The organism is Paenibacillus sp. JDR-2, assembly GCF_000023585.1.
In the GTDB taxonomy this organism is placed as follows: Bacteria; Bacillota; Bacilli; order Paenibacillales; family Paenibacillaceae; genus Pristimantibacillus.
Genome location: NC_012914.1, coordinates 1,648,761 through 1,668,128 on the forward strand (window position 1 = coordinate 1,648,761; position 19,368 = coordinate 1,668,128).

General features: G+C 52.1%; 15 protein-coding genes. 11 read left to right on the plus strand and 4 right to left on the minus strand.

Annotation, left to right across the window (positions count from 1 at the left end; all coding sequences use genetic code 11):
• Window positions 1–15 precede the first annotated feature (15 nt).
• Both pheT and PJDR2_RS07220 read left to right on the plus strand, forming a co-directional pair.
• Complete coding sequence (gene pheT / locus PJDR2_RS07215) at window positions 16–2,463, plus strand: phenylalanine--tRNA ligase subunit beta (RefSeq protein WP_015843006.1); 2,448 nt, start codon at window positions 16–18, stop codon at window positions 2,461–2,463.
• Window positions 2,464–2,676: 213 nt separating this feature from the next.
• On the plus strand, window positions 2,677–7,092 hold the full coding sequence (locus PJDR2_RS07220; protein WP_015843007.1) for a hypothetical protein: 4,416 nt from the start codon (window positions 2,677–2,679) through the stop codon (window positions 7,090–7,092).
• A gap of 455 nt (window positions 7,093–7,547) precedes the next feature.
• Here PJDR2_RS07220 and PJDR2_RS07225 read toward each other — a convergent pair whose 3' ends face one another.
• The 3 genes from PJDR2_RS07225 to PJDR2_RS07235 all read right to left on the minus strand — a co-directional run bounded on the left by PJDR2_RS07225 (window position 7,548) and on the right by PJDR2_RS07235 (window position 9,319).
• Window positions 7,548–8,228, minus strand: coding sequence for an SDR family NAD(P)-dependent oxidoreductase (locus PJDR2_RS07225; protein ID WP_015843008.1), 681 nt, complete (start codon window positions 8,226–8,228; stop codon window positions 7,548–7,550).
• A gap of 197 nt (window positions 8,229–8,425) precedes the next feature.
• A complete protein-coding gene (locus PJDR2_RS07230) occupies window positions 8,426–8,794 on the minus strand; it encodes a cupredoxin domain-containing protein (protein ID WP_015843009.1) in 369 nt (122 codons plus the stop codon).
• Between the two features lie 156 nt (window positions 8,795–8,950).
• Window positions 8,951–9,319 carry a phage holin family protein gene (locus tag PJDR2_RS07235; RefSeq protein WP_015843010.1) on the minus strand — a complete coding sequence of 123 codons (369 nt, stop codon included), beginning with the start codon at window positions 9,317–9,319 and terminating at the stop codon, window positions 8,951–8,953.
• 153 nt (window positions 9,320–9,472) lie between these two features.
• Here PJDR2_RS07235 and PJDR2_RS07240 point away from each other — a divergent pair, with 153 nt between their 5' ends.
• The 7 genes from PJDR2_RS07240 (at window position 9,473) to PJDR2_RS07265 (ending at window position 16,332) form a co-directional block, all read left to right on the plus strand.
• Window positions 9,473–11,842: an endonuclease MutS2 gene (locus PJDR2_RS07240; protein ID WP_015843011.1), complete on the plus strand. Its 2,370-nt coding sequence runs from the start codon at window positions 9,473–9,475 to the stop codon at window positions 11,840–11,842.
• Window positions 11,843–11,893: 51 nt separating this feature from the next.
• The gene (locus tag PJDR2_RS07245) at window positions 11,894–12,316 is read left to right on the plus strand and encodes a DUF350 domain-containing protein (RefSeq protein WP_015843012.1); all 423 of its coding nucleotides are present in this window, start codon (window positions 11,894–11,896) and stop codon (window positions 12,314–12,316) included.
• Between the two features lie 159 nt (window positions 12,317–12,475).
• The gene (locus tag PJDR2_RS07250) at window positions 12,476–12,988 is read left to right on the plus strand and encodes a hypothetical protein (protein ID WP_015843013.1); all 513 of its coding nucleotides are present in this window, start codon (window positions 12,476–12,478) and stop codon (window positions 12,986–12,988) included.
• Between the two features lie 72 nt (window positions 12,989–13,060).
• On the plus strand, window positions 13,061–14,350 hold the full coding sequence (locus PJDR2_RS07255) for an MFS transporter (RefSeq protein WP_015843014.1): 1,290 nt from the start codon (window positions 13,061–13,063) through the stop codon (window positions 14,348–14,350).
• A 208-nt stretch (window positions 14,351–14,558) separates the two neighbouring features.
• Window positions 14,559–15,476 carry a cysteine synthase A gene (cysK, locus tag PJDR2_RS07260; RefSeq protein WP_015843015.1) on the plus strand — a complete coding sequence of 306 codons (918 nt, stop codon included), beginning with the start codon at window positions 14,559–14,561 and terminating at the stop codon, window positions 15,474–15,476.
• A 15-nt stretch (window positions 15,477–15,491) separates the two neighbouring features.
• The gene (locus tag PJDR2_RS33425) at window positions 15,492–15,677 is read left to right on the plus strand and encodes an SDR family NAD(P)-dependent oxidoreductase (RefSeq protein WP_265525106.1); all 186 of its coding nucleotides are present in this window, start codon (window positions 15,492–15,494) and stop codon (window positions 15,675–15,677) included.
• 46 nt (window positions 15,678–15,723) lie between these two features.
• Window positions 15,724–16,332, plus strand: a complete 609-nt coding sequence (locus tag PJDR2_RS07265; RefSeq protein ID WP_265525107.1) for an SDR family NAD(P)-dependent oxidoreductase — start codon at window positions 15,724–15,726, stop codon at window positions 16,330–16,332.
• Window positions 16,333–16,375: 43 nt separating this feature from the next.
• On the opposite strand, the gene PJDR2_RS07270 is transcribed toward PJDR2_RS07265, so the two are convergent.
• A complete protein-coding gene (locus PJDR2_RS07270) occupies window positions 16,376–17,440 on the minus strand; it encodes a CotH kinase family protein (RefSeq protein WP_015843016.1) in 1,065 nt (354 codons plus the stop codon).
• A gap of 316 nt (window positions 17,441–17,756) precedes the next feature.
• On the opposite strand from PJDR2_RS07270, the gene PJDR2_RS07275 reads away from it, so the two are divergent.
• Window positions 17,757–18,527: a hypothetical protein gene (locus PJDR2_RS07275; protein WP_015843017.1), complete on the plus strand. Its 771-nt coding sequence runs from the start codon at window positions 17,757–17,759 to the stop codon at window positions 18,525–18,527.
• 79 nt (window positions 18,528–18,606) lie between these two features.
• Entirely contained in the window at window positions 18,607–19,272 is a 666-nt protein-coding gene (locus tag PJDR2_RS07280) for a hypothetical protein (protein ID WP_041613334.1), read from the plus strand.
• Window positions 19,273–19,368: the final 96 nt, after the last annotated feature.

Here is a 19,368-nt window from a genome sequence, read left to right on the forward strand (position 1 = left end):
GAGGGGAAACAAGCGATGAAAGTATCTTACCAATGGTTAAATAAATATATTGACTTGACAGGCTACACAGCCGAAGAGTTAGCCGAAAAAATGACGCGCGGCGGTATCGAGATCGACAGCGTGGAATCCTTGAATAAAGGGGTTTCCGGCGTTGTTGTCGGTTACGTAAAATCCCGCGAGAAGCATCCGGATGCCGATAAGCTTAGCGTTTGCAAGATCGATGTCGGTACAGGCGAAGAGCTGCAAATCGTATGCGGCGCGAAAAACGTGGACGCCGGCCAAAAGGTGCCGGTTGCGATGATCGGCGCGAAGCTGCCGGGAGATTTCGCAATCAAACGCGCGAAGCTGCGCGGCGTGGAATCGCAAGGCATGATCTGCTCGGCGAAGGAGCTTGGCATTAACGACAAGCTGCTGCCGAAAGAGCAGCAGGAGGGTATTCTCGTGCTTCCGGAATCGACTCCGGTTGGCACGCCAATCGGCGAAGTGCTTGGCATCAACGACGAGGTGCTTGAGCTGGATCTGACGCCTAACCGTTCGGACTGCCTCAGCATGCTGGGCGTTGCTCACGAGATTGGTGCTTTGACCGGCCGCGAAGTGCGCATCCCCGAACCAGCCGTTAACCATGCGGCAGACCGTGCGGACAGCCATATTGCCGTATCGATCAGCGCTCCGGAGCAATGCTCGCATTACAGCGCGCGTTACATCAAAGGCGTGAAGATTGGCCCATCCCCGCAATGGCTGCAAAACCGCCTGATCGCAGCGGGAGTCCGTCCGATCAGCAACGTGGTTGACGTAACAAACTTCGTGATGCTGGAATATGGCCAGCCGCTGCATGCTTTTGACGCGGATGCCATTACGACAGGCCGAATTGACGTTCGCTTGGCGAAGCAAGGCGAGAAGATCGTAACCCTGGATGACCAGGAACGTACGCTCGAGCCTCAAATGCTTGTTATTACGGATGGAGAGAAGCCTGTAGCCCTGGCTGGCGTCATGGGCGGAGCAAGCTCCGAAGTTAACGACAAGACGGTTAACATTTTGCTGGAGTCGGCGAAGTTCGACGGCGGTACTGTCCGCAAAACCTCCCGCCAGCTTGGCCTTCGTTCGGAATCGAGCATCCGCTTCGAGAAGGAAGTGGATCCGGCCCGCGTTATTCCGGCACTGAACCGCGCGGCTGCTCTTATTGCCGAGCTTGCCGACGGTCTTGTGGCGGAAGGAATCGTTGAAGCGGTAGTTACAAAAACGGAGCCTGCCGTTGTAGAAGTAACGCTGGACAAAATCAACGGTTACCTTGGAACGGAGCTGTCGCGTCTTGAGGTTCAGACAATTTTTGACCGTCTGCATTTCAGCTACCGTCTATCCGACGCCAATGACCAGTTCGCCGTAACGGTGCCGACGCGCCGCGGCGATATTACGCGCGATGTTGACTTGATTGAAGAAGTAGCCCGGTTGTTCGGCTATGACAATATTCCTACTACGCCAATTCACGGCGACGTGACGCCTGGCGGGCTGACCAAGCCGCAGACGATCCGCCGCGAGCTGCGCAGAAGATTGACCGATGCAGGTCTTTACGAAGTGATCAGCTATTCGTTCACGGGTCCTTCCCGCACCGAGCTGTTCCCTGAGCTGACCGGCAAGGATCTGAAAGCGGTGAAGCTGGCTATGCCAATGAGCGAGGACCGCAGCGTTCTCCGTACTACGCTGATTGCTCAGCTGATCGAAACAGCAACGTATAACCGCAACCGTAAAAATGAGTCTTCCGCTATTTTCGAAATCGGCAGCGTCTTCCATACGGAAGAAGAGCAGCTTACGCGTCTTCCGGAGGAGAAGCAGCGCCTTGCTGTATTGCTTACAGGCAACCGCGTAGACGCGCAGTGGAACCGCAAAGCCGAGCCGGTTGATTTTTACGATGCCAAAGGCGTTCTGGAAACCGTGATTGACGTTCTTGGTTTGACCTCGAAGGTTCGTTACGAATCGGCTCAGCCTGCGAACTTCCATCCTGGCAGAACGGCTGCGGTTATCGTGGATACCGCTCATGGACCGGAAACGATCGGTTACGTTGGCCAGCTGCATCCGACTTTGCAGCATGAAAGCGACCTTGCCGATACGTACGTAGTAGAGGTAGAACTGGGCACATTGTATGGGCTGGCTGATACCGCCATCGAATACAAGGTACTTCCGCGTTACCCTGCTATGCAGCGCGATATCGCCGTTGTGCTTGAACAGGCGGTTCCGGCAGCGAAGCTGACAGCAATTGCTTGGGCTGTTGCAGGCGAATTGCTGGAGTCCGTTCGAGTGTTCGACGTATTTACTGGAGAGAAGCTTGGAGCCGGCAAGAAAAGCGTTGCTTTGTCGCTCGTTTACCGTCATGCGGACCGTACGCTGACCGATGAAGAAGTGACCGAGCTGCACGGCAAAGTTGTTGCCGAGCTTGAACAATCTTTTGCCGCAGAATTAAGAAAGTAGGCAGGAAACCTTTTAAGCCGCATCGAAATAGTTCCTTGTGAACTTTCGATGCGGCTTTTTTGTGCTGAAAGGCGCTAAAAAGGGCTTAAAAGATGAGTTTTTTCACATATTTGAAACTTTCGCAATCGTTTTTTGTTACATAGATGAAGGCAAATGATTGGATTTGCGTATGACTTAAAAAACGCGGGACGTTGAATAGGAGGATAACCCAGTATGGATGCTGACCAAACCGTAGTAACAGTTGATATATACGGACATCAATATAAGCTTAAAGGTCATAACAATATTGATTATATAAAGCGGGTAGCCGGCTCGATCGATGACGCAATGAAAAAGCTGGCGATTGGCAATCCTCGTCTCGATATGCCCAAGCTGGCCGTTCTGGCAGCTGTTCAGATGACCGAGGAGGTTTTCCGGCTTCGCCGTGAAAACGATACTTTGCACGACGCCGAAGCCAAGCGGCTTGTGCTGGTTGATTTGCTCGAGCAGGCAAGCCGGCTGGAGGTTTCGCTGCGTGAAGAGCTTGCGGCTGTTCAGCAGAAATCCAGGTCAGAGCTGGAAGAGCTGCGGGGAGAATACGAAACCGAGCTGGCCGCTGCGAAAGAGGCTGCTGCAGAGGAGCTTGCAGCGAGGCTGGAAGAAGCAGCCGAGCTTCTCGCATTAGCCCAGGCGGAGGCGACGGAGGAAATCGAGCGTGTCCAGGCGCTAGCGGCAGAGCAGCTGGAGCAGGAGCTTGAGCTTGCGCAGACAAAAGCGGAAGCTGAGCTTGAGCGCGAGCGCGCGAAGTCCGCGGAAGCGCTGGCGGAGCAGCAAGCGGCAGCGGCGCAGGAGCTTGAACGCGAGCGGGCGCGAGCAGCGGAAGCGGCGGACGAGCTGGCGCTGGCAGAGGCGCTGGCCGCGGAGGAGCTTGAGCGCGAGCGGGCGAAGGCTGCGGAAGCGCTGGCGGAGCAGCAAGCGGCAGCGGCGCAGGAGCTTGAGCGCGAGTGGGCGAGAGCTGCGCAAGAGCTGGAGCGTGAGCGGGCGAGGGCAGCGGAAGCGTTAGCCGCGCAGCAAGCGTCGGCAGCGCAGGAGCTGGAGCAGGAGCGCGCGAGGGCGGCCGAAGCCGCGGAGGAGCTGGCGTTAGCCGAAGCGCTGGCTGCGGAGGAGTTGGAGCGCGAGCGAGCGAAGGCTGCGGAAGCGCTGGCGGAGCAGCAAGCGGCAGCGACGCAGGAGCTTGAGCGCGAGCGGGGGAAAGCAGCGGAAGCGTTAGCCGCGCAGCAAGCGTCGGCAGCGCAGGAGCTGGAGCAGGAGCGCGCGAGAGCGGCCGAAGCCGCGGAGGAGCTGGCGTTAGCCGAAGCGCTGGCTGCGGAGGAGTTGGAGCGTGAGCGAGCGAAGGCCGCGGAAGCGCTGGCGGAGCAGCAAGCGGCAGCGACGCAGGAGCTTGAGCGCGAGCGGGGGAAAGCAGCGGAAGCGTTAGCCGCGCAGCAAGCGTCGGCAGCGCAAGAGCTGGAGCAGGAGCGCGCCAGAGCGGCCGAAGCCGCGGAGGAGCTGGCGTTAGCCGAAGCGCTGGCTGCGGAGGAGTTGGAGCGCGAGCGAGCGAAGGCCGCGGAAGCGCTGGCGGAGCAGCTGGAGCTGGAACGCGCAAGAGCGGCGGCAAGTTTGTCGGAGCAGCAGGCGAAGCTGAACGAAGAGCTGGAGCGTGAACGTTTAAGGGCCGTCGAAGCGGCCGAGGAATGGGCTCTGGCGCAAGCTTTGGCAGCTGAAGAGCTCGAACGCGAGCGCGCAAGAGCAGCGGAAGTGTTGGCAGCGCACGAGGCGCAAGCGGCACAGGAGCTGGAGCAAGAACGGACGAAGTCGGCGGAAGCTGCGGAGGAGCTGGCGCTGGCTCAAGCCCTGGCCGCAGAAGAGCTTGAACGCGAGCGCGCAAGGGCAGCGGAAGTGTTGGCAGCGCTGCAGGCGAAGGCGGCACAGGAGTTGGAACAAGAACGCGCGAAAGCGGTCGAAGCTGCGGACGAGCTGGCGCTGGCGCAAGCCTTATCAGCAGAAGAATTGGAACGTGAACGTGCCGGAGCAGCAGAACTTCTTGCTGCTCTGCAGGCGAAGGCGGCACAGGAGGTAGAGCAAGAGCGAGCGAAAGCTTCGGAATTGCTAGCCGAGCAAATAGAGCGCGAGCGTGCGAGAGCTGCACAAGCACTAACAGAGCAGCAGGCAAAGTCTGAGGAAGAGCTGGAGCGCGAGCGGATCAGAGCGGTAGAAGCTGCTGAAGAATTAGCGTTGGCGCAAGCTATTGCAGCAGAAGAGCTAGAACACGAGCGGGAAAAGGCCGCAGAAGCCTTCGCTGCTTTGCAGGCGCAAGCCGCACAGGAGCTGGAGCAAGAGCGAGCGAAGACTGCAAAAGCCGCAGATGAGCTGACGCTGGCGCAAGCTCTTGCAGCAGAAGAGCTAGAACACGAGCGCGAAAAGGCCGCAGAAGCCTTGGCTGCTTTGCAGGCGCAAGCCGCACAGGAGCTGGAGCAAGAGCGTTTGAAAGCCGCGGAAATACTAGCCGAGCAAGTGGAACGCGAGCGTGCTAGGGCTGCGCAAGCACTAACAGAGCAGCAAGCGGCGGCAGCCGAGGAGCTTGCCTTAGCGCAGGCCTTGGCCGCAGAAGAATTGGAGCAAGAGCGTGCTAAAGCCGCAGAGCTTGCTGAACAGCTGGAGCGTGAACGTGCGAAAGCGGCGGAAGCGGCATCCGAGCTGCTGCTGAACCAAACGCTTGCTGCGGAAGAGCTTGATCTTGAACGCATTAGAGCTGCGGAAGCTTTGTCCGCAAAGCTGGAACAAGAACGCTCCATAGCCGCGATAGCCCTCTCGGAACAGCAGGCGGCAGCGGCACATGAACTGGAACGCGAGCGGATTAAAGTAGCGGAAGCTGTAGATGAGCTTGCCTTAGCGCAAGTCATTGCTACAGAAGAGTTGGAACAGGAACGCGCAAAAACGCTTGAGCTCATACAGTCGAAGGAGCAGCAGTGGCAAGAGCAGCTTGCTCAGCTGGAGCAATCGCTGAAGGCTGATTTTGAACGCCGCCGCAATGGCTGGATTGAAGAACGTACAAAACTTCTTACGAAATTGTCCGAGCTGGAGCAAACTTGGAATCAGGATAAACAGCTGCATGAGCTTCGTCTTGAAGCTGCGGATGAACACCTGATGCAGGCGATAGAGAAAGAAGAAGCGCTGCGTACTTCCATCAAGGCGATGGAGCAGCAAACGAATGAGCTTGATCAGCAATATGCTGAAGTTAAAGAGCAGCTGGAGGAAGTTTCTCAGCAGTATGCACAATCGCTTGAGAAAGTCGGGCAATTGGAGCAGCAAGCTTCCAAGCAGCTGGAGTTGCAGACCGCTGTTGAAGTGCTTGCGGCGGAACAAACGGAGAAGCTGCAGCGATTGCAGGAGCAATTTGATCTTCTCCAGGATGAAATGGAGAAGCAGCAGCGCCAATTCGAAGCAGAACGCTCTGTTATCGAGCAGTTTCATGCGGACCGATACAGCGAAGCAGAACGCCGTCTGGAAGAACAAGCGGGTCAATTAACAGAAGCGTCTGCTATTTTTGAAGAGAAGGAGCTTGAGCTGGAGCTTCAATATGAAGAGGACAAGCACAAGCTGGAACGTAAATATCAAGATCAGCAGGAGCAGCTTGAGCTGCGTTTTGCCGAGCAGCAATTTGAATTGAAGGAACGTTATGAGCAGCAATATGCTGAGCTGAAGCAGCAGCTGGACGCTATTCAGTTGACGAATCAGGAACTGGAAGAACGGCTGCAGGCACAAAATGCTGCCATGGCAGAGCAGCAGGAGCAGCAAATTGCCGAACTGGAACAGCGTCATCAGGAACAGCTTCGTTCCCTGGAACGGCAGTTCACCGATCAGAACGAAGTGCTTGAGCTTAAGTACATGGAACAAATCGAGCTGCTGGAGCGTCAGCAGCAGGAGCTTAAAGCAGATTGGGATGAACGGGAGCAAGAGAATAACCGTAAACTCGATCAGCAGCGCCAGCAATATGAGCATCGTTACGAGGAACGTCTTTCGGAGGCGGAAGTGCGGTACTCCGAGCTTCTGGCGAAGCAGGAAGAACAGCAGCATAATCTGCGCTCCCGTATTGAAGAGTTGGAATCTTCTTTGGAAGAGACGGGGCTTCAAAGTCTTGAAAAAGAAGAACAGCTCGCGAATTCATCAAAACGCGAGAACGAGCTTATGGAGCAGCTGGAATATACCGCTGCCCGCGAACGAATCACGGTACAGCAGATCGAAATTGCCGCACTGCAGATTCGGGAGCTTAACGAGCAGCTTCAGGCTAAGCAGCAGCTTGCACAGCAAGCGAAGCAGGAAGCGGAGCGTCTGACAGAATCGGAACGTGCCCGCGAAAAAGCAGAGAAGTCGCTTCTCGAAGAGCTCGAAGCGGCACGCAAAGAAGCGGCAGCAGCTGCGGATCTGCGGGTATTGCTGGATGAGCAGGCGCAATCACTGGCCGCTGAGCATCAGGATGCTTCCGGTGAAACGGAAGCACTCCGCGAGGAACTCCGCGTACTTGGCGTGAAGCATGAGAAGCTGGAGATCGAATACCGCAAGCTTCAAACGGAGTACAATGAATGGATTGAGCTGATCGAACACAGTTAAACCGCTACAGCAAAAAGAGCCACTTGCTAAGGGGTCAGTCCCGGGTCAGTCCCAAGTGCAGGCGGCTCTTTTGTGTTAATTAATATGTTTGGCTGGCGCGATGAGTCAAATAAGATGGAAAAACCGTGTTAGAGGAGAATTACGATGTGCCAAACTGGCGCGATGAGCCAAATATGATGGAAAAACCGTGTTAGAGGGGCATAAGGATGTGCCAAACTGGCGCGATGAGCCAAATAAGACGAAAAAACCGTGTTAGAGGGGCATAACGATGTGTCTAACTGGCGCGATGAGCCAAATAAGACGGAAAAACCGTGTTAGAGGGGCATAACGATGTGCCAAACTGGCGCGATGAGCCAAATAAGATGGAAAACCGTGTTACAGGGGTTAGAGAAATGCGCCTCTACACAAAGAAGCCGCTCCAATGTTACAGCATTGGAACGGCTTCTTTAATTGAGTTACCCATAGCTGACTATAGTTCCGGTAGGACCGCCTACAGGAAGACTGGCCAAGCGGATGAGGTCCGGGGTGACGACTGCCGGGTCTTTGCCTGTGGCATGCATTTCGGTACGCAGGGTGCCTGGATTGTATAGGTTAACAAGGATGCCGTGCTCATGTTCTTCGTCGGCGAGTGTGCGGGTCAGAGATTCCAGGCCGGCTTTTGCTGCGCTATAAGCGGCATAACCGCCTGCTCCGTTCCAGGACAAACCGGAGGTTATATTAATAATGCGGCCGTATTTGCTTATGCGCATGGTTGGCAGAATGGCTTTTGTAAGAAGAAACGGTCCTGTCAAATTCGTGGCCACTTGCGCATGCCAATTCTCAGAGGTTAATTCCAGCACGGAACCGGGCTCGAATACGGCCGCATTGTTTAATAACACATGGATGGAACCCCATTTGTCGATTACCTGCTGGACTGCGGATTGAATTTGACTTTCCTGCGTAATGTCGGTAGGGATGATCAGCGCTTCGCGGCCCGTATTCTGTTTGATCAGCTCGGCTGTCTCCTGCAGCTTGCTTTCGCGGCGGCCTAACAAAGCAACCTCGGCTCCTTCTTTCGCGAACGAGAGGGAAGTTGCTCTACCGAGTCCTGAACCTGCACCGCTTACGATGGCAATCCGTCCGTTTAATAAGCTCATGGATCATACCCTCCTTAAAAGGATAATTTATGAATCATCTTATCAGACCGGAAGGTGGTAGGGGAAGAGTTCGTACCATCAGTCTTTCTTACCCTTTTGTAAAGGAATCATTATAATTCATATGTAGGCTGGCAAGCAGGCATGTCGCGGAAAATAAAAAAGACCTCTTCAATAAAGAGGTCTTTACAGTAATTTGCTTAAGCAGCTTCAACAATAAGCTTGGCCGACATTTTCGAATGTCCGCCGCCGCAAGGAATGTTGCATTTAATTTCGTATTCGCCGGCATCAAGCGTAATGGTTTTTGCTTTATTCTGAGTCAGCTTCACGTTTGTCTTCTCGATCTCGACGCCGTGAACGCCATCGATGAGCTCGAGCTTAATGGTCTGACCTTTTTTAATATGGTATTCCGGCTGATCGAATTCCCAGCTGCTTGCTTTAATCACAACGTCTGCAACAGTAGAGCTTGCCGCGTCTGATCCGGAGTTATTGCTCTTGCTGTTGGAGCCGCAGGCAGCAACGACAAACACAAGGCAAAGCACGGATGCAAATATAAGCCACTTCTTCATCTTCATACCCCTTTCATAGCCAAAAGCATAAAAATTTCAATTCTTTTCCTATTGTAGCTTATCCGCATCCAATTTGCAGTGACAGTCCCGTGACAAATGAAAAAAGCCCCTGCCCATCGTTTCCGACAGGACAAGGGCTTTAAAGCTTATTTACTGCTAGTCGCGGTTGCGGTAATCGCTTCTGCCTGCTTCGTACGGGGTGCTGACCGGAATGAACAAGTCGATAATCCCGATAACGAGAGCGGCTAAGATTGCGCCAAGCCAAGTGACGGATACGCCGCCGACGATAAACTGTGCAATCCAGATGACCGCCGCGCTGGCGATAAAGCCAACGATACCGCGTCCAAACGGGGTAACTTTTTTGCCAAAAATACCTTCAACGATCCAGCCCAGAGCCGCGATAACAAGCGCCAGCAGGAGGGCGCTCCAGAAACCGCCGACACTAAATTGCGGAACGATCCAGCCGACTACCATCAGAACGATGGCTGCAACGATAAAACGGACAACATGACCAAGAAAACTCATATCATTAGCCTCCTCATGTTAGGTTAGCCTAAGTATGGTGCGTTTCCTCCCTTATTATGACCATTAATCAGGGAAACATGTATGAATCAAGCGGTGATGTCGTGCATCCTAAACCCCGATCAGCTATAATATAAGGGCGAGAGGAGTGTTCACTTGGACAGCAAAATTTTATCCACTTTGGAATTCCATAAAATTACGAATAAATTAGTGCATCATGCCGCTACATCGCTTGGGAAAAGCGTGTCGGGACAGCTTGCTCCGGTCTCCGATCTGGAAGACGTCAAGCATATGCTGCAAACGACCGATGAAGCGTACAAAGCAGACAGGCTGAAGGGCAATGCCCCGTTTGGAGGCGTTGTGGACATCAGCGCTTCCCTTCATCGCGCACGAATCGGGGGAACCCTGAATCCGGCTGAACTGCTGGATATCGCGGCAACGGCCAGAGGCGCACGCCGGGTGAAGAAGCATATCGACAATCTGCATGAGGATGATCCGATTCCCCTCCTGTTCCAGATGACTGAGCAATTATCCGAGCATAAGCCGCTTGAGGATGCCATCTTTGATTGCATCGATGACCAGGCGGAAGTAATGGACAGCGCGAGCCCTGAACTGGCGTCCATTCGCCGCGAGCTGCGGAGCGGGGAGTCGCGGATCCGGGAGAAGCTGGAACAGATGATCCGTTCTTCTTCGGTGCAAAAGATGCTGCAGGATTCCATTATTACGCTTAGGAATGACCGTTACGTCATTCCGGTTAAGCAGGAGTACCGTTCGCATTTTGGCGGGATTGTCCATGACCAGTCAGGTTCCGGCGCAACCCTGTTTATTGAGCCTGAAGCCATCGTATCCATGAATAACAAGCTGCGGGAGACCAAAGCCGCGGAGCTTCGCGAAATTGAGAAAATCCTGCAAAAGCTGACGGCCCGTGCCGCTGAGCATGTGGAGGACTTGCTTTATAACCAGGATCTGCTGGGCAAGCTGGACTTCGCCTATGCCAAAGCGCGGCTTGCCCATGAAATGAAAGCGACTTTGCCGCGAATGAATGACAGGGGCTTCCTCAAAATCAAACGCGGACGCCATCCGTTGATCGCTCCTGACAAAGTTGTGCCGCTTGATGTGGAGCTTGGCAATCAGTTTACGGCCATTATCGTTACCGGACCGAATACGGGCGGTAAAACGGTATCCCTGAAGACTGTGGGACTGCTCAGCTTGATGGCGATGTCCGGTTTGTTTGTTCCGGCCGATGAAGGGAGCCAGCTATGCGTATTTGACTCTATCTATGCCGATATCGGGGATGAGCAAAGCATTGAGCAGAGCCTTAGTACCTTCTCCAGCCATATGACGAATATTATCCGAATCCTGGGGTCCATGACGTCCAAGAGCCTTGTACTTCTCGATGAGTTAGGAGCAGGGACAGATCCGGCGGAAGGCTCGGCGCTTGCGATTGCCATTCTGGAGCATATCCATAAGCTAGACAGCCGGATTATTGCGACAACGCATTACAGCGAGCTGAAAGCTTACGCTTATAACCGCAAAGGCGTTATTAACGCGAGTATGGAATTTGACGTTGCAACGCTTAGCCCGACTTACCGTCTGCTTGTTGGCGTTCCCGGCCGAAGCAATGCGTTTGCCATTGCGGAACGGCTTGGTCTCAGCCAGGCGATTATTGATCACGCGCGCGGCGAAGTCAGCGAAGAGGATCAACGCGTTGAGAACATGATTGCTTCCCTTGAGGAAGATCGCCTAAGCGCGGAATCGGAGCGTAATACGGCAGAGTCGATGCGCCGCGAGATGGAAGCGCAGCGTAAACGCCATGAAGCCGAGCTGGAGCGCTTCGAAGAGCAGCGCGACAAAATGCTTCAGAAGGCGCAGGAGGAAGCGCATGAGGCTGTTGCCAAAGCCAGACGCGAAGCGGATCAGATTATTGCGGACCTGCGCAAGCTTGCTCTTGAGGAAGGTGCTTCCGTCAAGGAGCATAAGCTTATTGAAGCGAAGCGCAGACTGGAGGAAGCGGCACCGGAGCTTGCCACGAAGAAGAAACGTTCTGCAGGCGGCGGAGCGAAGAAGCCGGCGAAGATTGGGGCAGGCGATGAGGTCATGGTCTACAGCCTTAATCAAAAGGGTATTGTTGCAGAGATCGGCGCATCGGATGCTACCGTTCAGCTTGGCATTATGAAGATGAAGGTTGCCCTTGACGATCTGGAGCTGATCAAGCCGGTGGCGCAGCTCAACAAGCAGCAGCCAAAGCAGACGGCAAGCTTGAAGCGCTCCAAGGAAGATAGCCTGCGGATGGAGCTGGATCTGCGCGGTGCGAATCTGGAGGAAGCTATTATCGAAGTGGATCGTTTCCTTGACGAATCGTATTTGGGCGGACTTGGTCAAGTATATATCATCCATGGCATGGGTACAGGCGTATTGCGTGCAGGTATCCAGCAATATTTGCGCAAGCATAGTCTAGTGAAGACGTATCGTCTCGGAAAATACGGCGAAGGCGGCGCAGGCGTAACCGTGGCGGAGCTGAAATAGCTTCGCCGTTAAGCTTGCGGCACGGCAAGCAAGCCTTTGGGAGTGATAAGGATGGGTAATGAAGTCGATCGTTTGCTCAGCAATTCGTATGCGGCATCTCTCGTTTATGTATCGCTGGTTGTGCTGTCGCTTATCGTCTTTTTGTCCGTGTTTGAGCTTGTGACCCGTTATAATTGCTGGAAAGAAATCAAGAACGGCAATTTGGCTGTAGCTATGGCGACAAGCGGAAAAATATTCGGGATATGCAATATTTTCAGGTTTTCCATTGAAGCGAAAGTTTCCGTGTACGAAAGTCTGATTTGGGGGATATTTGGCTTCATTATATTGCTTGCCGCATATTTCTTGTTTGAGTTTCTTACGCCGGTGTTCAAGATCGATAACGAAATCGCTAAGGATAACCGGGCGGTAGGGTTTATTGCAATGATTATTTCCATTTCTTTGTCCTATGTTATTGGAGCAACGGTTATATTGTAAGTGGCATATGCTTACGTAATAAGAATTGCTCAGCAATTCTTGTTTTCAGGAGGGCAGTCATGAAATATCTGTGGGGAATTTTACTCGCGATTGCAATTATATTTTTGGGATTAGGCGTTATCTATATTATGAACAATTAAGCTTGTGGAGGGTTTTGGAATGGAAGAGCAAACAATTTGCCCATGGTGCGATACCGAAATTGTATGGGATGAGGAAATCGGGCCGGAGAAGCATTGCCCGCACTGCGAGAATGAACTGAGCGGCTACCGTACAATGCAGATCGGGATCGACCGCGATGAAGACGAGCAGGAAGACAACTGGGACGAGGATCAGGAAAAGCAACAGCAACAGGATGAATCCTATAGCGATGATTCCAACGAAGGCTTCCGTCAAATGAATGTATCCTGGCTTGCGGCCGAAGAGACCATCCGTCAAATCACGGACAGTCAGGAAGAAGCGCCAGAGTGTCCTTCTTGCCGGGAATATATGCTGGAAGCGGGGAAACAAACGGTATCGCTTCAGCCAACGGTACATGCCGTAACCGGTAAACCGGTCATCCAATCACCGTTTGAGACCGTAACCTATATCTGTCCCTCCTGCTTCCAGACTTCGACGGTTCTGAGCGGGAATGCTCGGAACCAGATGCTGGAGCTGCTTACGCCAAAAGAGTAATTACTGGAAAAACAGCATGTGGCCTGCTTAATTGGGAAACCTAACGGAACATCACTGTTAGGAGGAATCGGATTGAAGCAGAGTCATCATGGCGTTAAGACCGGCGGGCGTATGCCTGGCAGATCAATCGGCCGCGTTGTCCCAGGTTCTCGCCACAGCGGGGCTATGGATACGCAGGCCATCTTGCTGCTGACGGTACAAGGTCTGTTTGGCGTCGCAAGCGCGCTGTCAGGAACGTTCATCCCGGTCTATCTCTGGAAAGCAAGCCAGTCCTTTATGCTGATTGGCTGGTACACGCTTGGACAATACATAACGAGCGGCATCACCTTTTGGCTGGCAGGCAAATGGGTGAAGGAACATCATAAAATGTACAGCCTCCGTCTTGGCATCGTGCTGTCGGGGGCGTTTTATTTTATGGTATTGATGCTTGGACAGCAGGCCAAAACCTACAGCATACCTCTTGGCATGCTGAGCGGGATGGCATTAGGCTTCTATTGGATGGCTTATAATGTGGTTTATTTCGAAATTACCGAGCCGGATAACCGCGATCGGTTTAATGGAATAGCAGGCATATTAGGTGCATTGTCGGGGATTATTGCCCCATGGGTATCGGGTTTTCTGATTACGACGCTGCATGGCGAGCGTGGTTACAAGCTTATCTTCACGATTTCCCTTGTTATTTTTGGTCTGGCTGTTGTCGGCAGCTTCTGGCTGAAGAACCGCGGCGTTGTAGGGGAAAAGTACAAATGGTTCCTTGGCATTGAAGAACTGAAAGAGAAGGGAAATCCATGGCGGAGGATGTTTGGTGCCATCGTCACCCAAGGCGTCCGCGAGGGGGTCTTCATGTTCCTGATTGGACTTGTCATCTATATCGCAACTAAAAACGAAGGAAAGCTGGGGAATTTCTCGCTGATTACTTCCCTTGTTGCCTTAATCAGCTTCTGGTTTGTCGGCAAGCGCCTCAAACCGAGCAACCGCAGAGTCGCGATGCTGGCAGGTACGATTATGATTGGCCTGATCATTCTTCCGTTGTTCTATAAAGTGAGCTACAGTACATTGCTCATCTTCGGCATAGGGACTTCCTTGTTTATACCTTTGTATATCATACCGATGACATCCCGGGTGTTCGACTTGATCGGCCACTCCGAGGAAAGCGCCGTTAACCGCGAGGAACTAATCGTACTCCGCGAGGCCGGCCTCATTATTGGCCGTGTCATCGGTCTTGCCGCTTATCTGGTTGTCGTTTCCCAGACGCAGACACCGGCAGCTATCGTTACTCTTATGTTTTGTGTTGGTATCGTTCCAATCGCCGGGTGGTTTTTTATCCGGCCGTTCCTTTCGGCCAACAATAAATTTCGTTGAGTGCTTTTTAAAATAGCTGTTAAGCCGTTTGTGCGTAGCAAAACTATTAGAATGGAGAAGCGTAGCGTTCGCCTTTGCCCCCGAATTTCAACCGCTAAAGCGGTTTGTAATGAAGAAATTCGTGGGCAACAGCGATCGGAATCTAATAGCTTTGCGTAGCATTACGCCACGGCTGCCAGTTTTTTAACTAGCACGAAAAGGAGAATTTATGCCACGAATAGTGTCCACCATCATCGACCTCATCGGCGAAACGCCCGTCATCAAGCTTAACCGGCTCATTCAACCGGGAAGCGCGGATGTATGCGTTAAGCTGGAGCGGTTCAACCCGAGCGGCAGCGTGAAGGACCGCGCCGCATCGGCTCTTATCGAAGCCGCCGAGCAAAGCGGCTTGATTTCCCCGGGCTGTACCATTATCGAGCCGACCAGCGGCAACACCGGTATTGGCCTGGCGATGAATGCAGCTGCCAAAGGGTATAAGCTTATTCTGATCATGCCTGACAATATGTCGGCGGAACGAATCAAGCTGTTGAAGGCTTATGGGGCAGATGTTGTTCTGACGCCTGCTGCGGAAAGAATGCCCGGGGCCATCCGCAAGGCGCTGGAGCTGCAAGCGGAAATTCCGGGCAGCTTTATACCGAACCAGTTCGAGAACCATGCCAACCCGGACATCCACCGGACAACAACCGCGGTAGAGATTTTGCGGCAAATGGGCGGCATGTTGGATGCCTTCGTTGCAACTGCCGGGACAGGAGGAACAATTACCGGCACCGGCGAGACGCTTAAGGCTTCTTTACCTCATATACATATTGCTGTTGTTGAACCTGCCGGTTCACCTGTTCTCTCGGGAGGCCAGCCGGGTCCTCATAAGCTGGTTGGCACAAGTCCCGGTTTTGTACCGGCGATCCTGAACACGGAAGTTTATGACGAGATTATTCAGGTTGCCGATGAAGATGCCATTCAGACGATGCGAGACCTTGCCCGTCTTGAAGGCTTGCTGCTGGGACCGTCCTCCGGAGCTTCCGTTTGGGCGGCCATGCAGGTTGCGAAGAAGCTTGGAGCGGGCAAGCGTGTTTTATGCATCGCACCGGATACCGGCGAGCGGTATTTAAGCATGAACATATTTTAAGGGAGGGATGGATCGTTGAATAAGACAATCGCGATTACAGGCGCTTCAACGGGAATCGGACTAGCAACGGCATTGCTTTTCGCCAAAAACGGCTGGACGGTATTTGCGGGAACACGGAATTTGGAGCGCGAGCGGCAATTGCATAACGTCGAAGGCTTGGAATGGCTGGAGATGGAAGTTACCGATCCGGTTTCGTTGTAAAAAAGCTTTTGATCTGATTAAAGACCGAACGAGCGGAAAGCTTGATGTGTTATTCTGCAATGCCGGCTTCGGATTTCTGCGGACGCTTGGACAGGCGTCCATGGACGAAATTCGCAATGTGTTCGAGACTAATGTATTTGGCGTTATTCATACCATCAAGGCTGCCTTGCCCATGCTGCGCGAAGCAGGCAAAGCGCATATTATGGCTACCTCCAGCGTAGGGGGATTAGTTGGCCAGCCGTTCAACGAAATCTACTGCTCCAGCAAGTTTGCGTTGGAGGGCTTGCTGGAAAGCATGGCTACCTATTACAAGCCTCTCTTTAATATCGATATCACCCTTGTTGAACCGGGAGCGATCGCGACCAACTTTAACGATACTGTCTTTAAACAGCTGGGAAGCACGGGAGGTATCTTGAACGATGAATACAAGTCGTTGATCGACCGGTATGTGGAGCAGTTTTCCAAACGCAATGCCGTTCCGCAAACGGCGGAATCTGTCGCCGAGGTTGTGTTTGGCCTCATTAACCTGGAGGAGAAGCCGCTTCGCATCCGGACTTCGGAGGCGGCGGATCAATTTACGGCCTACAAGACGGAAAAGGATCCAACCGGACTGGACGGGATGTTAAACGTCCGCAAGCTGCATATGGGCTTATAAACGCCTCGATGCGATCCGCGCAAAAAGAGAAAGCCCTTAAAGCTTATTTCCAAGCTTTAAGGGCTTCTTTTATAAGTCCACGACGTTCCCTTACGTATTCGAGAATAAAAGAAGGCTCGTCGAGAAACGAGTCATAGCTGCTTTTACGTGTAAAATCATCACGGATAGCCGGCGTGATCTCTTTATATAAGCGGGTAATCATAGGATCGATTCGCTCAACGGTAAAGGCTGTTTTTAATAGTTTCAGCAGGATTGCGCGGTATCTTTGACGGCAGGAAGAGAAGTTAAACAGCTTGCCGGTCAGACTATTATACCCCTGCAGCCTTACAAGATCGCTGCCGCAAGGCTTCCCGTAGCAGTTCCTCCCCCAGGTCCCCTCGTAATCCCAAGGGATAATCCGGTACTTGCTTGTTTTCTTATGCTCATAAATAGCATAGTTCTGGTCAAAGCCGTCATAGTTGCCGGTCAGAACGGCCCCGGCCAGCCACAATAAATATTGATTGATATCCAGCCGTTTGGCCGTATAGACGCTCAACTGTTTGCTAGAGAGGGAGTTAATATTGCGGATGAAACGGACCAGACGGTATTTTGTGTTTGTTTGTCCCTTCACGATTTCATATCCGTCAAACAGCGAGTCTTTTTTGGCATTTGTATTCTGATCGACAAGACTGAAATCCGCGCTGTCATTAACGGCATAGATCAAGGAGGTATAACCGATACCTCTTTTTCTAAAGAACCGCCTATCCACCGCTTCAATCTCCAAATAAACCCCTTGCTCATAACCGTTAATCTCGACGGAGATATGCTGGGTTTCCGGGGACGGCACTCCAATGAGGTTGAAAAACTGAAAGGATAAGGCGTTGCGGATCATGGAGGGATCGTCGAATTCCGCGTTCCAGTGCAGCGTTTTTCCCCCGTCCAGCCTGATCTCGAACGATTTTTTCGTGTAGTTGCGCGTATGACCGCCCCGAATGCCGCAAGTTCCCGAATAGCTTTTTCCATCTATTTCAATATGGATGGGTTTAAACGATTTGCTCCAAGGATTGTTCTTCAGATCCCACAGATCATCCTCGTCAATTTCAATTTTACGTATAGGCAGCTGTGCCACGGGCTTCACCCCTTAAGACCGAAGTCAAAGCCTATCGTGGCCGATAGGCTCCTGTGCTTATTTACAGTATTCGGGAATGGGGGAGAATGACACCGTAAGCGATGAAATTGTTTATTTCTCTTTTTTGTCCGCATAAATGGTTACTAATCTAGTACCTCTCCTATACGGGTTACATATAAATATATTACAAACCGTCACCAATGGTAGATGACTAGATAGCGAAACAACAGCAAGATCAGCCTATTAGTGGTAGAAGGTCAATTGGATGGCACGGTTGTAAATCTATTAAGAGAGAGTTATCGGAGGGATTTATTACATGTACGGATGCAATTGGCAGCAAGGTAGCAACAACAGCAACGGACACCAATGCCACAAGAGTCACAAAAGCCACAGAAGCAATGGCGGCAAAAGCACAGGAACAGGCAACACAGGAACGGGCAACACAGGAACAGGCAACACTGAACTCAGAAACTTGGTAGGCGAATTTGTCAGAATCAACCGTGGCGGTCCGGAATCTCTGGAAGGCAAACTGCTCGCAGTAAAAAACGATTACCTGGTACTTTCGACAAGAGAAGGCGTTGTATATGTTGACCTCAGCCATGTTAAAAGCGTAACCGGCTTTGCTACAAGCAAAAGCGGCGGTACTTGCACTGATTATATCAACGCGAACAACTTCAGAGGCGTCGTTACCGCTTTGACGAAAGAATTCGTTCAAATCAACTGGGGCGGACCGGAGAAGGTAGAAGGCTTCCTCGCAGAAGTGCAAGGAAACACAGCGCTTGTCGTAGCAAACAATCAAGTTGTCTATATCCTGGTTGACCATATCAAAACGATTAAAAAACTCGGCGGCAAATCCGGCGGCAACAAATCGGGCAACAATAAATCCGGCGGCAACAAAAACAACAATAACAAATCCGGTAATAACCAAGGTGGCAACAAATCGGGCAACAAAAACAACAACAAATCCGGTGCTCAGCAATCCGGCGCCAACAAAACGGGCAACCGTACCGGTGCTCAAGCTCAAGGACAATCGACAGGCAACAAATCTAAAAAATCCGGTGGCAGCAACCGCTCGAAAAAAGGCTAATCGATAGATGAGATGCCGGGCATGTACTTTAGTGTCCGGCATCCTTATAGATGAAGCTTTTGAAAAGGAGGTCGAGCAGTTGAAGAACCAGCATCCTTTCCTCGATTCACAGGTTGAGCTTGTTATTTCCGGCAGAGCGGGCATACGCGGCAAGCTGATAGATTTTGGCCCCGACATTCTTGTGCTCTATAACGGAAACCAGTTTTTTTATGTTCCGCTTATCCATTTGCAGCAAATGAGAATTGTGTATGACGAAGATCAAAGCTACAGCAGTACGCCGGAGCTCCCTTTTGAGTCGTATAATGATTCCATCTCTTTCCGCAAAATTTTATTGAATTCCAAAGGTATGTTTTCGGAGATTTATATCACCGGCAATCAGTCCATACATGGGTATGTAACAGCAGTAATGAACGATTTCTTTGTTTTTTACTCTCCGGTCTACCATTCCGTCATGATCTCCATGCGGCATCTGAAATATCTGGTACCTTACAATGCCAATGTTACCCCTTATTCGCTGTCATCCGAACAATTTCCGCTCAAGCCAACGCCTTTAACCCTTGCCCGGACCTTTGATCAGCAGCTGCGCAAACATATCGGACAATTCGTCGTTCTCGATCTGGGGGAGAATCCTAGAAAAACAGGTGTCCTCAAAAATGTCGATTTGAACCTGCTTGAACTTGCGGATGCGAGTGGATCATCGGTGTTTATCCATTTTGACCACGTCAAAACGATTCACCTGCCATAAACAGTAAAGCCCTCTTGATTGCATTAGGCAAATCAAGGGGCTTTTCTACGTGGAAAAGGAAATGCATCACTTTTCTTCCTAAGGGGAATGCTGGAA